3 protein-coding genes are annotated in these 14445 nt (G+C 71.1%); all 3 read left to right on the top strand.

Annotated elements, in window-relative coordinates:
• The first annotated feature begins 6 nt into the window (after nucleotides 1-6).
• From ACLLJJ_RS01295 to ACLLJJ_RS01285, 3 genes are read left to right on the top strand one after another with little or no spacing between them, the layout of a single operon-like run.
• Complete coding sequence (locus ACLLJJ_RS01295; protein WP_434587394.1) at nucleotides 7-1794, top strand: ABC transporter ATP-binding protein; 1788 nt, start codon at nucleotides 7-9, stop codon at nucleotides 1792-1794.
• 57 nt (nucleotides 1795-1851) lie between these two features.
• Nucleotides 1852-12732: an amino acid adenylation domain-containing protein gene (locus tag ACLLJJ_RS01290; protein WP_434587393.1), complete on the top strand. Its 10881-nt coding sequence runs from the start codon at nucleotides 1852-1854 to the stop codon at nucleotides 12730-12732.
• On the top strand, nucleotides 12719-14419 hold the full coding sequence (locus ACLLJJ_RS01285; RefSeq protein ID WP_434587392.1) for an ABC transporter ATP-binding protein: 1701 nt from the start codon (nucleotides 12719-12721) through the stop codon (nucleotides 14417-14419). Before ACLLJJ_RS01290 ends, ACLLJJ_RS01285 begins: the two co-directional genes overlap by 14 nt.
• Nucleotides 14420-14445: the final 26 nt, after the last annotated feature.

Here is a 14445-nt window from a genome sequence, read left to right as displayed (position 1 = left end):
CTCTTTGTGAGTATCACCGACACCCGCGTCGCCCCGACAACCCTGCGCACGGCGGCCGGAGGTGAGGCCACCGGGTGGGTCGCGGCGCACTGTCGCCAGGCCCCCTGGCTGACGGCCGCCACCGTGCTCACGACGGTGGCCGGGGCGGCGCTCCAGGTACTCCCGGTGCTCCTCCTCGGCCGGGTGGTCGACGGGGTGATCGAGGGCGAATCGCGCTCGGTGCTGGTCACGGTCGGGGTGTTGATGGTGGCCGCCGCGCTGCTCGGCGCGGCGGCCACCGCGGCGTCGACGTACCTGATCGGGCGGCTGGGAGCGGATCTGCTCGCACAACTGCGGGAAGCCGCCGTCCGCGCTGTGCTGGGGATGCCGAGCGCACGCGTCGAGCAGGTCGGCCGGGGCGACGTACTGTCCCGGGTCGGTGACGACGTGGCCGTGCTGTCCAAAGGCATCAGGACGGCCGTCCCCACGGTGTTCTCGGCGGGGGTGCTGGTCGCCATAGCGACGGTCGGCATGTTCGGACTGGACTGGCGGCTCGGCCTGGCCGGCGCCTGCGCGCTGCCCGCGTACGCGCTGGCCCTGCGCTGGTATCTGCCCCGGTCCGCGCCGCTCTACCGGAAGCAGCGGGTGGCGCAGGCCGACCGTGCGCAGGCGTTGATCAGTGGTCTGAACGGGATCGACACGGTCAGGGCGTACCGCCTGGAGAGCTCTGTCCGCGAGACGGTCACCCAGGAATCGTGGCGGGTGCGCAATCTCGGCGTCGAGGTGTTCCGCTTCTTCGGCCGGTTCGTCGGCAGGGAGAACCGCGCCGAGTTTATCGGGCTCGTCCTCATCCTTGTGGTGGGGTACGCCCTGTTGGAGGCCGACGCCGCCACCCTGGGTGAGGTGTCGGCGGCCCCACTGATGTTCCACCGGCTGTTCACCCCGCTGGGCGCCATCATGTTCACCTTCGACGAGGCACAGAAGTCGGGCGCGAGCCTTACCCGCCTGGTCGGGGTGTTGGGGGAGCCCGCGGAGGACCGCTTGGTGGGCGACGTGTCCGTCGCACCGGCGGAAGCCGCGCCGTACCCGGTGACGGTGGAGGGGCTGACCTTCAGTTACCCCGACACCGACGAACCGGTCCTGCGGGATGTGAGTCTGTCCATCCCGGCCGGCGGTTCGCTCGCCCTGGTGGGGGCGACGGGCGCGGGCAAGTCCACCCTGGCCGCGCTGATCGCCGGCATCGGGGCCCCGCAGGCCGGGTCGGTGCGCATCGGGTCGCACGACCTCGCCGGCATGGACGAGGCCGGGGCGCGGGCGTTGGTGAGCATTCTGACCCAGGAGACGCATGTGTTCTCGGGTCCGCTCGCCGACGACCTGCGGCTCGCCGCGCCCGATGCGAGCGACGAGCAGCTACTGGACGCGTTGCGCACGGTCGGCGCCGGCGGGTGGGTCGAGCTGCTGCCCGAGGGGCTGAACACCATGGTCGGCGAGGGCGGTGAGCGCCTGGACGTCACGAAGGTCGCCCAGATCGCCCTGGCCCGGCTGGTGTTGGGCCGATCGCCCGTAGTGGTGCTCGACGAGTCGACGGCGGAGGCGGGCAGCGAGGGCGCGGCCGAGCTGGAGCGGGCCGTGCTGGCCGCGTGCTCGGGCCGCACCACACTGCTCGTGGCGCACCGGCTGACCCAGGCGATGGCGGCCGACCGGGTCGCCGTACTGGACGCGGGACGCGTGGTGGAAGAGGGAACGCACGGGGAGTTGGTGGCTCTGGGCGGCCAGTACGCGCGTCTGTGGCGTGCCTGGCGAGAAGGTAGTTAGGTCAACCTAAGTTAGGTTAGGCTGACCTATATACCTTGAAAGGACACTGAGTCTTCGATGATGGAACCGAGCGCTCCTCGCGTACTGCTTTCTCCCGCCCGCCTGGCCGACGTACGCCGGCGAACCGGTGACTACGGTGACCGGACCATCATCGAAGCGTGCGCCATCGGGCTGTCGTACTGGACGACCGGCCACAGCCCCGACGGCATCGACCTCACCCCCGGCACACTGTTCGCCGACGTCCTCGGGTGGGTCGACAACGGCGGTGCGGGCACCGGCGATTGGCAGGTCGGTGCCGACGGCCTGAGTATCACCGTCCCCGACGGAGTCGAGCCGGCCGACGCGCAGCTCGCGCTGGACGACCTGGCCGACTTCCCGGACCGGCCCATCGGCACCATCAGCCCGTCCAGCGTTCCGGCGAGGATCGAAGCCCTGGCCGAGTGGAACAACACCGGGGCCGACCGGGTCCGCCCGACCATCATGGACATGTTCCGCGAGCAGGCGCGCGCCAGGCCGGACGCCGTCGCCGTCGTCGACGAGCACCGGTCCCTGACCTACCGTGAAGCAGCCGAACGCTCAAGCCAGTTGGCCCACCACCTGATCGAGCGCGGTCTCACCTCCGAGCAGGTCGTCGGTATCTCGCTGGGCCGCTCCGCCGACATGGTCATCGGGCTCCTCGCCGTGCTCCAGGCCAAGTGCGCGTTCGTACCGCTTGATCCCCAGTGGCCCGCCGCCCGCCGAGCCGTCGTCATCGATGACGCCCGGGTCGTGCTGCAGCTCAACGCGTCGGGCCAGCACGGCGCGGGCGAACCGGACGCAGTGGCCGTCGACCTCGGCGACTGGAAGTTCGGTGCCTACCCCGTCGAGGAGCCCGAGGCGATCGTCCCCGGCACGGCCCTGGCCTACGTGATCTTCACGTCCGGTTCGACCGGGCGGCCCAAGGGCGCCATGATCCGACACGAGGCGATCAGCGAGCGCCTGCTGTGGCAGGTCAACGAGATTCTGCACTTCGGCCACGACGACGCGTCGCTGTTCAAGGCGCCGTTGTCCTTCGACATCTCCATCAACGAAATATTCCTGCCGCTGGTGTCCGGCGCCAGACTGGTGATCCTGCGGCCCGGCGGCGAACGGGACCCGCACCACCTGCTGAGCGTGATCGCCGAACAGCGCGTCACCTTCACCTACCTGGTCTCGTCCATGCTGGATGTCCTGCTGGAGATGGCGGGCGACTCCGGCCGCCTCAGCAGCCTGCGGCACGTGTGGTGCGGCGGCGAGGTGCTGACACCGGAGCTCTACGAGCGGTTCCGCACCCAGCTCGACATCCCCCTGTACCACGGCTACGGACCGGCCGAGACGACCATCGGCGTCTCGCACGTCATCTACCGGGGCGCGGCCGAACGCCTGTCGACGTCGATCGGCAAGGCCAACCCCAACACCCAGCTGTACGTGCTGGACGACGAACTGCGCCCGGTCCCGGTCGGGGTCGGCGGCGAACTGTACGCCGGAGGACTCCTCCTGGGGCGCGGGTACGTCAACGCCCCAGGCCTCACGGCCTCCCGGTTCGTGGCGAACCCCTTCGCCGCGGACGGATCCCGGCTGTACCGGACCGGTGACCTCGCGCGGTTCGCCCCGGACGGGTCGCTGGACTTCCTCGGCCGCGCCGACAACCAGATCAAGATCCGCGGCATGCGCCTGGAGATCGAGGATGTCGAGGCCGGCCTCGCGGAGCACCCCGGGGTACGGCACACCTGCGTCGTCGCGAAGAAGAACACGGCGGGCGGCACCTACCTGGTCGGATACGTGATCCCGGCCGCAGGCAACGAGGACCTGCGGGCGGAGCAGGTCAAGGAGTGGGCCACCTCGAACATGGTGGAGTACATGGTGCCCACCCACCTCGTCGTGATGAAGGCGTTCCCGCTCACCGCGAACGGCAAGGTCGACCGGGTCGCCCTGCCGGAGCCCGTGATCGGCACCGGCTCCGTCGTGGCCCCCGCCACCGACAACGAGCGCGTGGTGTGCGAAGCCGTCGCGACAGTGCTGCGGCTGGAAAAGGTAGGGGTCGACCAGGACTTCTTCCAGCTCGGCGGAGACAGCATCCTGGCGATCTCACTGCTGAGCGCGCTGCGCAACGCGGGCCTCTACGTCACCGCACGGCAGATCTTCACCCACAGCGTTGTCGGAGCCCTGGCCGCGGTGGCCGGTAGCGAAGACGTCTCCACCGTGGACCACGGTGACGTCGCGACCGGTTCCGTCGTCGGATCGCCCATCGTGCAGTGGCTCGGCCGGACCACGGACGCGATCGACGGCTTCGTACAGTCGGTCGTACTCAACACACCGGCGGACCTGACCGCCGGCGCCCTCGACGAGATCCTCGCCGCCGTGCTCGGACGGCACGACATGCTGCGCGCCAAACTGGTGCGCGACGACCGCTGGAGCTTCGACATCCCGCAGGCCGGCCAGGCCGACACGGTGTGGCAGGAGAGCGACCGCCCGCTCGACGAGTGCGTCGCCCTCGCCACCGACGCCCTCGACCCGGACAACGGCGCGATGCTGCGCGCCGTCTGGCACCGCGAGGCACAACAGCTGGTCGTGGTCGCCCACCACGTCGTGATCGACGGCGTGTCCTGGCGCATCCTGATGGACGACCTGGCCATGGCATGGCGCCAGTTCGCCTCGGGCGCACCCGTCGAGCTGCCCCCCGTGGGTACGTCGTTCAGGCGCTGGACGCAGCTGCTGGGACGTGCGCCTTTCGACACGGACCGTACCCACTTCCAGCGCCCCCTGCCGGCAGCGGACGCACCGCTGGGCAGGCGTGCGCTGACCGAGGCCGACACCGTCGCCCAGGAGCGGACGCGGACCGTCTCCATCGGGCCCAAGGACACGGCCGCGCTGCTCGGCGAGATACCCGCGAAGTTCCACGCGGGCGTCAACGACGTGCTGCTGACCGCGCTCGCCGTCACCCTCGCCCGCTGGCGACGCGACCGCGGGCAGGATCAGACGTTCGCCCACATCGAACTCGAAGGACACGGCCGCGAGGGACGCTTCGTAGCGGGCGATGCCGGTTTCGAACCCGACCTGTCGCGGACCGTGGGCTGGTTCACCACCCTGTTCCCGGTGACCGTGGACCCCGGCGCGGCAACCGACTTCACCGCACCGGCATACCTGGCCGCCACCCTCAAGGCGGTCAAGGAGGACCTCGCCCGGGTGCCGAGCAACGGCGTCTCCTACGGCGCCCTGCGGTACCTGACCGACACCGGGCTGACCGCGCCCGCACCACAGGTGCTGTTCAACTACCTGGGCCGCTTCGACGCAGGTCTCTCCGGAGACTGGCAGCTCGCCGGCACCACAGGCCAGTTGGGCGAGAAGCGCGACCCGAGGATGCGCATGCCGCGCGCCCTGGAGTTCAACGCGATCGCGGAACCGGACGCGAGCGGCGAGTACGAACTGGTCACCACCATCTCCTGGCCCGAAGGGGTGTTCACCGACGGGGACATCGCAACCCTCGGCCAGTACTTCCAGGCGGCCCTCGCCGCCCTGGCCGCGCTCGAAGAAGGCGGCCACTCGCCCAGCGACTTCGCCCTGGTGCCGCTCACCCAGGCCGACGTCGACGACCTGGACGGCCCGGCGCTGGGCGACATCCTCCCGCTGACCCCGCTGCAGGAGGGCCTGTACTTCCACTCGGTCTTCGACGACGACGCGACGGGCAGCTACGTCGAGCAGCAGCTGTTGACGCTGGAAGGCGACGTGGACGCCGACCGGCTCGCGGCGGCGGCCACCCGGCTGCTCACGCTGTACCCGAACCTGGCCGCCCGCTTCACGGCCCTCGCCGACGGCCGCGTCGTCTCCGTCCTGGAGAGCGGTGTGCAGGCGCCCTTCACCACGCTGGACCGCGCCGCCATCACCGACGACGAGATCCGTGACCACGCCGAGCGGGACCGCCGCGCCGGTTTCGACCTGGCCACCGGCCCGCTCATGCGCTACACGCTCATCCGCGCCGGATCCGGCCGCAACATCCTCGTGCAGACCGTGCACCACATCATCGCCGACGGCTGGTCGGTGCCTCCGATGCTCCGCGCGCTGCTGGCCGAGTACTCCGCGCCGGGGACCGTGTACCCGCTCGGCGGCTACCGCGACTACGTCAGCTGGCTCGCCGAACGCGACCACGACGAGAGCGACCGCATGTGGCGCGACGAACTCGCCGGCCTGCCCGGCGCCTCGCTGGTCGCCGAAGGGCACACCCCCTCCGAACGGTTCGCCGACATCGCCACCGAGCCCGCCGACGACATCGACGCGGCCGTCCGGTCGGCCGGCGTGCCCTTCAGCGTGGCCGTGCACAGCGCGTGGGCGGTGACGCTGGGCGGCATCCTGCACGGCAAGGACGTCGTGTTCGGGTCCACGGTGTCCGGGCGCGACGCGGAGGTGCCCGGCATCGGGGACATGGTGGGCCTGTTCATCAACACGATCCCCGTGCGCGCCCACTGGGCCCCCACCACCACGGCGCACGACCTGCTCGCCTCCGTGCGGGAACACCAGAGCGCGGCGCTGCCGCACCAGCACGTCTCGCTGGCGCGCATCGGGCGACTTGTCGGCGCGGGCTCCCTGTTCGACACCCTGGTGGTGTTCGACATCGCGACCGATGTGGACGCCCTGCGCGGGCCCGACGACGCGCTGGTCATCACCGACATCGTCAACGAGGGCGCCCCGCACTACCCGTTGACGCTGGTGGTGGAGCGCGCACGCGACGGTCGACCGCGGTTCAACCTGATCTACGACGGGGAACTGCTGCGCCAGGAGAGCGCCGAGGCGGTCCTGCGCGCCTTCACCCAGACCCTCACCGGCCTCCTCGAACGGCCTGACGCGCTGGTCGACGAACTGGCCCCCGAGGCCGGCCGACGCCCGGCGCCGGTCTCCCCGGTGACGCTGGGCGAACTGTTCGACGCCGCCGCGAACCGTGACCCGGCAGCCACCGCCGTCACTCACTGCGCTCTCGACGGCGGTACCCGGTCACTGGACTACGGCGAACTGGCGGACGCCAAGAACGAGTTGGCCTCGGCCCTGCGCGCGGCCGGTGTCGGGCCGGGCAAGAGGGTCGCCGTCGCTGTCCCGCGCTCCATCGAGCAGGTCGTGGCCCTGGTCGCGGTCGTCACCGCGGGCGGCGCGTACGTGCCGCTGGACCTGGCGTACCCGGACGATCGGTTGGAGTACATTCTCGCCGACTCCGCACCGCAGGTCGTACTCGTGGACCGTGAACAACAGGACCGCTTCACCCGACTGCTGGCCCGAGCAGGCCTGGAGGCACGCGTGCTCGTACAGGGGGACGAACTGCCGCAGGCCACCACCGAGCCCGAGGTGAGCTGGCACGACCCCGCGTACGTGATCTACACATCCGGCTCGACCGGCCGTCCCAAGGGCGTCGTCGTCCCGCACTCCAGCGTGGTGGCGCTCCTCGCGAACACCCGGCCCGACATGGACTTCGGCCCGCAGGACGTGTGGGTCCAGTTCCACTCCTTCTCCTTCGACTTCGCGGTCTGGGAACTGTGGGGCGCGCTGGCACACGGCGGTGAGCTGCTGGTGCCGGAGTACGGGCTGACCCGCTCCCCGGTCGACTTCCACCGGCTGGTCCGCGAGCGCTCGGTGACCGTGCTCAACCAGACCCCGTCGGCGTTCTACCAGTTCATCGAGGCCGACCGGCACGCCGACGAACCGGTCACCTCGCTGCGCCGGATCATCTTCGGCGGCGAGGCGCTGGATCTCGGGAAGCTGCGCGGCTGGGTCCAGCGGCACGGCGCCGGATCGCCCGAACTGGTCAACATGTACGGCATCACCGAGACCACCGTCCACGTCACCCACCGGGTCCTGACCGACGAGGACTTCGGCCTCGGCGACGACGTCAGCCCGATCGGCGGTCCGATCCCCGGCCTGACCACCTATCTGCTCGACGACCGGCTCCGGCCGGTGCCACCGGGCCGGGTGGGCGCCATCTACGTAGCAGGCGACCAGGTGTCCCTCGGCTATCTGGGCAGGCCGGGGCTCACCGCAAGCCGGTTCGTGGCCAACCCGTTCGCGGGCGACGGCTCCCGCATGTACCACACGGGCGACCTCGCCCGCCGGACGCTCGACGGCGAGCTGGAGTTCGCCGGCCGCGCCGACGACCAGGTGCAGCTCAAGGGATTCCGCATCGAGCTCGGCGAAGTGGAGTCCGCGGTCAGGGAACTCCACGGGGTCGTCGATGTGGCCGTCACCGTGGCGGACAGCGGCGACCACCTCGTCGCGCACGTCGTGGGCGAGATGCCCGGTGACTTCGGCGCCCTGCTGTCCACCAAGCTGCCCGTGCACATGGTGCCGGGCCGGGTCCTGCCGGTCGACGCCCTGCCGCTGACGGTCAACGGCAAGCTGGACCGCAAGGCCCTGACCGAGCGCGCCGCACAGGCCGACACCCCGGTCGCGGCGAGCGGCTCCGCGCTCACCGCACTCGTCGACATCTTCGCCCAGACACTGCCCACCGCCGCCGTGGACGCCGACACCGACTTCTTCAGCGCCGGAGGCGACAGCATCGTCGCCATCAGCGTGATCAACCGGGCCAGGGCGCTCGGCCTGCCGATCGCCCCGCGGGACGTGTTCCTGTGGAAGACCCCCCGCGCGCTCGCCGACCACCTGGCCACGCGCACCCCGCAGGCCGAGGCCCCCGCGCCGTCCCGCCGCGAGGACGGCCCGCTGCCGACGACACCGATCATGCTGCGCCAGCGGGCACTGGGCGGGTCACTCGACCGGTTCGCCCAGGCCAGGACCCTGACGGCAGCAGAGGGCGCCGACCTCGCCGACGCCCACCGCGCCGCGAACGCCGTCGTGGCCGCACACCCGGCCCTGAGGCTGCGGCTGCGCGTCGAACACGGCGTGTGGGCCGTGCGTACCGAACCCGCCCGTGAGGTCACCGTCGTCCGGACGGACGCCGCGGACGCGACGGCGGTGGCGAACGCGGACGCCGGACGGCTCGACCCCGAATCCGGAGACGTCATCGCGTTCTCCTGGCTGGCGGCGAGCCGGACCCTGGTGGTCACCGTGCACCACCTGGCCATCGACGCGGTGTCCTGGCTGGTACTCCTCGACGACCTGTCCACCGCCATGAGCGGGGCGCCCCTGGCACCGCCGACCACGTCCTATGCCGAGTACGCCGAAGCACTGACGGTGCGGTCCGCCCAGGTGATCGACGACCTCGGACACTGGGTCACCACACTCCAGGCGCCCGCGCTGCTGCCCGCGGTCCAGGATCTGCGCGAGAGCACGGTCGTGCTCGATCCCGGGACGAGCGAGCGCGTGACGCGCAGTGCGCCCGCCGCACTCGGCGTGGGTCTCACCGAGTTGCTGTGCGGTGCGCTGCGCACCGCGTTGACGCACATCCAGCCCACGCCCACCGATCTCACGATCGAACTGGAGCGGCACGGCCGGGTCCCGGCCCTGGAGCACCACGACTACACCCGCACCATCGGCTGGTTCACCTCCATCGCACCGCTTCGGCTCACGGCGCACACCGAGCCCGTCGCGGCGGCCCGCGAGGTCGCCGAACGCCAGCCGGAGGAGTGCGGACACGTCGCCTACGGCCAGCTCAGGTACCTCAACTCGCAAACGGCGCCGCTGCTGACCGCCCGCCCACAGGTGCTGTTCAACTACCTCGGCCGGGGCAGCGAGTCCCAGGCACTGCACCTCACCGGCGGCGACCAGGGCAGCCCGTACGCCGTCGAGGTCAACGCGTGGATCGACGACGCCACCGGCAGCCTGCACGCGGCCTTCACCCTCGCCGAGGGCATACCCGACGAGATCACCGAGCACTGGCGCAGCGCACTTGAGCGCATCGGGGACGCCTCCGCGACGGCCGAGCGCACGGCGCCGGTCACCGCACTCCAGCGGGGCCTGTTCTTCCAGGCCCAGATGGCGGGCACGGCCGGACACTACGTGGCGCAGAGCTACTTCACCTTCGACCGGCGCCTGGACACCGACGCGCTCGCCGAGGCGATGGCACACGTGATCGCGCGGCACCCTGTCGTGGGCGCCGGCTTCACCACCGACGACGACGGAAACCCGGTCCAGGTCCTCAAGATGGGCCGCAGGGTCGATGTCCGCACAGTCGAGCCGGCGACGGACGCCGACGTCGAGGCGATGCGCACCCGGGACCGTGAGTCGGGCTTCGACCCGGGTCAGCCGCCACTGATCAGGGTGACCGTGGTGCGTCTGCCCGGCGGCCGGGACGGCCTGCTGCTCAGCTACCACCTGCTGCTCTGGGACGGCTGGTCCCGCGAGATCCTGCTGCGCGACCTGTTCGACGCCTATCAGGCCGTCGTCGCGGGCGAGCCGCTGGACTCGGCCCCGGCGGTGCCGAGCTTCGAGGACTACGCCCGGACGCTCGACGCCAAGGACCCGGAGGTGTCCAACCGCTTCTGGGCGGAGCACCTGGCGGGGCTGTCGGGTCCGACGCTGCTCGCCGGGCCGGCTCCCTCCCTCTCCGACGACCTGCCGCGCGCTCTCGTGCACACGATGTCCGCCGAACTGTCGGAGCTCCTCCGGGACGCGGCCAGAGTGCACGGCGTCACGCTGAACTCGGTGCTGACCGGCGCGTTCGGCCTCCTTCTCGGCGCCCACACGGGCCGCAGTGACGCCGTCTTCGGCGTGACCGTCTCGAGCCGCGAGGGCGAGGGCCACTCCGGCATCGTCGGTGTGCTGCTCAACACCGTGCCGATGTGGACGCGGGCACGGCCCGACGACACGGCCGGCGCGTACCTGTCGGCCGTACAGGCGGCCCGGGTCGAGGCGATGGAGCACGAGCACCTGGGGCTCGGCGAGATCCAGCGGGCCAGCGGGCACGACACCCTGTTCGACAACCTGTTCGTCCTCCAGAACTTCCTCGACCTGGACGCGTTCGCCGAGATGAACGCCAGGCACGGCATCACCTCGGTGCAGGCCGACGACTCCACGCACTACCCGTACACCTGGGTCGTCACGCCCGGCGACCGGCTCACCGTCAAGCTGGAGCACCGCGACGGCGACCCCGAGGACGCCCGTCGCCTCCTCGACGGCTACCTCCGCGTGCTCGAGGACCTGGCCCGGTCGACGGGCAAGATGGGCGCGCTGCGCGGGCTGGTGGCGGACCCCGAGCCCGCGGCGCGCACCGACGTCGGCACGGACACCGTGGTCGACCGCTTCGACCAGGCGGCGGACCGTGATCCGCAGCGGGTCGCGCTCGTCGCCCAGGGCTCGACCATGACCTTCGCCGAGCTCCGGGACCGCAGTCGTGCGGTGGCGGGAGTGCTCGCCCTCCGGGGCATCGGCCCCGAGACGACCGTGGGCCTGGCGATCCCGCGCTCTCCCGACTGGATCGTGGCACTGTTCGCGGTGCTGCGCGTCGGCGCCGCGTACGTTCCGCTGGAACTGGACCACCCCGACGAGCGGATCGCGGCGATCGTCGCGGACGCCCGGCCCGAGGTGACCCTCACCGTGAGCGCCGTGTCGCACCGGTTGAGCGGCGACCTGATCGAGCTGGACCGACCCCTGACCGAGAGCGATCCGGTCGTGACGTTCGCGCCGGACGACCCGGACCGTCTGCGGCACCCCGCGTACACGATCTACACCTCCGGCTCGACCGGGAAGCCCAAGGGCGTGGTGACCGAGTACGCCGGGCTCACCAACATGCTGATCAACCACCAGCGGCGGATCTTCGAGCCGGTCCTTGCCGAGCACGGCCACCGGGTCTTCAAAATCGCGCACACGGTGTCGTTCGCGTTCGACATGTCCTGGGAGGAGCTGCTGTGGCTCGCCGACGGCCACGAGGTCCACATCTGCGACGAGGAACTGCGCCGCGACGCCCCCCGGCTGGTCGAGTACTGCCGTGAGCACGGGATCGACGTCATCAACGTGACCCCGACCTACGCCCAGCAGCTGGTGGCCGAGGGCCTGCTCGACAGCCCCGCACAACGCCCGGCGTTGGTGCTGCTGGGTGGCGAGGCCGTCACCCCGACGCTCTGGCGGCGGCTCGCCGGGACCGAGGGAACGGTCGGCTACAACCTGTACGGGCCCACCGAATACACCATCAACACCCTCGGCGTCGGCACCTTCGAATGCCAGGACCCGGTGGTGGGCGTGGCGATCGACAACACCGAGGTGTACGTGCTCGACCCGTGGCTGCGGCCCCTGCCCGACGGGGTTCCCGGTGAGCTGTACGTCTCGGGCATCGGCATCGCGCGCGGCTATCTCGGCCAGAGCGCCCAGACCGCGCACCGCTTCGTCGCCTGCCCGTTCGGCGAACCCGGCGAGCGTATGTACCGCACCGGCGACATGGTGGTTCGCCGGCCCGACGGGAACCTGACCTACCTGGGCCGCACCGACCAGCAGGTCAAGATTCGCGGACACCGGGTCGAACTGGGTGAGGTCGAGGCCGTGTTCGCGGCGCACCCGGCGGTGCGATTCGCCGCCGCGGTCGCCCAGCCCGACCCGCAGGTCGACGGCGCGTACCGACTGGCCGCCTATCTCGTGCTGGAGGGCTCCGACCTGGCGCAGGTCGCCCGCGAAGTGGGCGCCGGGCTACCGGACTTCCTGCGCCCCACCCATTACGCCCAGGTCGACAGCATCCCGCTGACCGTGAACGGGAAGGCTGACACCAAGGCGTTGCCGGAGGCCAAGCCGCTCGGCGCGCTGACCACGGCGGGAGAACGCGGCCCGGAGACCGAGACCGAGACGCTGGTCTGCGAATTCTTCGCCGAAGCACTGGATCTGGACAACGACGAGGTGAGCGCGGTGAGCGACTTCGTGTCCCTCGGAGGGCACTCCATGCTGGCGGTGCGGCTGAACGGGCTGCTCCGCCGCGAGTACGGTCCTGTGATCACCATCCGTGATCTGTTCACCCTGCGAACCCCGGAAGCGATTGCCCGTCACCTTGATGAAAACTCCTGACACGCAGCGGCCCCGCCCGGGGTCGGCCATCCTGCGGACCGCACTGCGCCGCAACGCCGGGGCCATGGTCTGGGGCACCGTCCTCATGAGCCTGTACCAGGCAGGGGAGACCGCCTTCCCCATCGCGCTCGGCCTGATCGTCGAGCACACGATGCAAGGCCGGAGTCTGGGCGCGCTCGGCCTGTCGATCGGCGCGCTGGCCGTGATCATCACGACGGTCTCGCTGTCGTGGCGGTTCGGCATGCGCGTCCTGCAGAAGGCCAACACGACCGAGGCGCACCGCTGGCGGGTGCGGGTGGCCGCCTGCGGGCTCCAGCCGGTGGCCAGGGACGTCGACCTGAAGTCCGGCGAAGTGCTGACCATCGCCACCGAGGACGCCGACCAGACCGCCGACATCGTCGAGGTGGTGCCGATGCTGGTCAGCTCCCTGGTCGCGGTGGTGGTCGCGACGGTCGCGCTGGGGCTGGCCGATGTCCGGCTCGGCCTGCTGGTGGTCGTGGGGACCGTCGCGATCCTGTCGATCCTGGCCGTGATGTCCAGGCGGATCGGCGCCAGCACCCAGGAACAGCAGGCCCGGGTGGCACGTGCGGGAGCGAAGGTCGCCGACCTGATCATCGGCCTGCGCCCGCTGCACGGCTTCGGCGGCAACCACGCGGCGTTCGGGTCCTACCGGAAAGTCAGCAGGGACGCGAAGCGCCAGGCGATCACCGTCGCCAAGGTGAACGGCACGTACGCGGGCACCGCACTGGCCCTCAACGCGGTCCTCGCCGCCGCGGTGTCCCTGACGGCGGGCTGGCTGGCGTTCGGCGGCCAGATCACCATCGGTGAGCTGGTCATGGCCGTTGGCCTCGCGCAGTTCATCATGGAACCGCTCAAGATGTTCTCGGAAATGCCCAAGTACATCATGATCGCGCGCGCGTCGGCCGAGCGTATGGCGCTGGTGCTCACCGCGCCGCCGGTGACGGCCCCGGGCCCGCAGCGCCCGGCCGCGGGCGGCGACCTGGAGGTCGACTCCGTCCAGTACGGGTCCCTGCGCAAACTCAAGTTCAAGGTGAACGCCGGCGAGTTCCTGGCGATCGCCGTCTACCAGCCGCGCGCGGCGGCCGACCTCGCGTCGGTCCTCGCAGTGAACGTCGCGCCGGAGGCGTACGAGGGAGTGGTGCGGGTCAGCGGGCAGCCGATCGGGGGCCTGTCGATCGAGGCGGTCCGTGAGCACATGCTGGTGAATCCGTACGACGGGGAGATCTTCGCGGGCACCCTCCGCACGAACATCGACCCGTCGGGCACCAGCCGGACGATTCCGGAGGCGGTCGAGGCGTCCATGCTGACCGATGTCGTCGCCCTCCACCGCGACGGGCTCGACTACACGGTCCGCGACCGCGGGGCGAACCTCTCCGGGGGGCAGCGACAGCGACTCTCCCTGGCCCGCGCGCTGGCCGCCGACAGCGACGTGCTGGTCCTGCGCGACCCGACGACAGCCGTCGACGCGGTCACCGAGCAGCTCATCGCGCGCAACGTCGCGAAGTTGCGCCGCAACCGAACCACGGTTGTGATCACCAGCAGTCCTGCCCTCCTGGACGCCGCCGACCGTGTTCTCGTCCTGGACGACGGCGTCATCACCGCCGAGGACACCCACCGCAATCTCCTCGCCGGCGACGCGGACTACTGCCTGGCAGTGGCCCGGTAACGCGCCGGCGGTTCTGGGGGCGCGCC

This window comes from Streptomyces sp. A5-4 (assembly GCF_051131715.1).
GTDB lineage: Bacteria > Actinomycetota > Actinomycetes > Streptomycetales > Streptomycetaceae > Streptomyces.
Note: the sequence above shows the minus strand (reverse complement) of the source record. Positions and strands in the feature narration are given on the sequence as shown.

What these genes read in the sequence shown, in the direction of transcription:
- ACLLJJ_RS01285 (WP_434587392.1), top strand. Translation starts at nt 12,719, where the DNA reads ATGAAAACTCCTGACACGCAGCGGCCCCGCCCGGGGTCGGCCATCCTG.
- ACLLJJ_RS01290 (WP_434587393.1), top strand. Translation starts at nt 1,852, where the DNA reads ATGATGGAACCGAGCGCTCCTCGCGTACTGCTTTCTCCCGCCCGCCTG.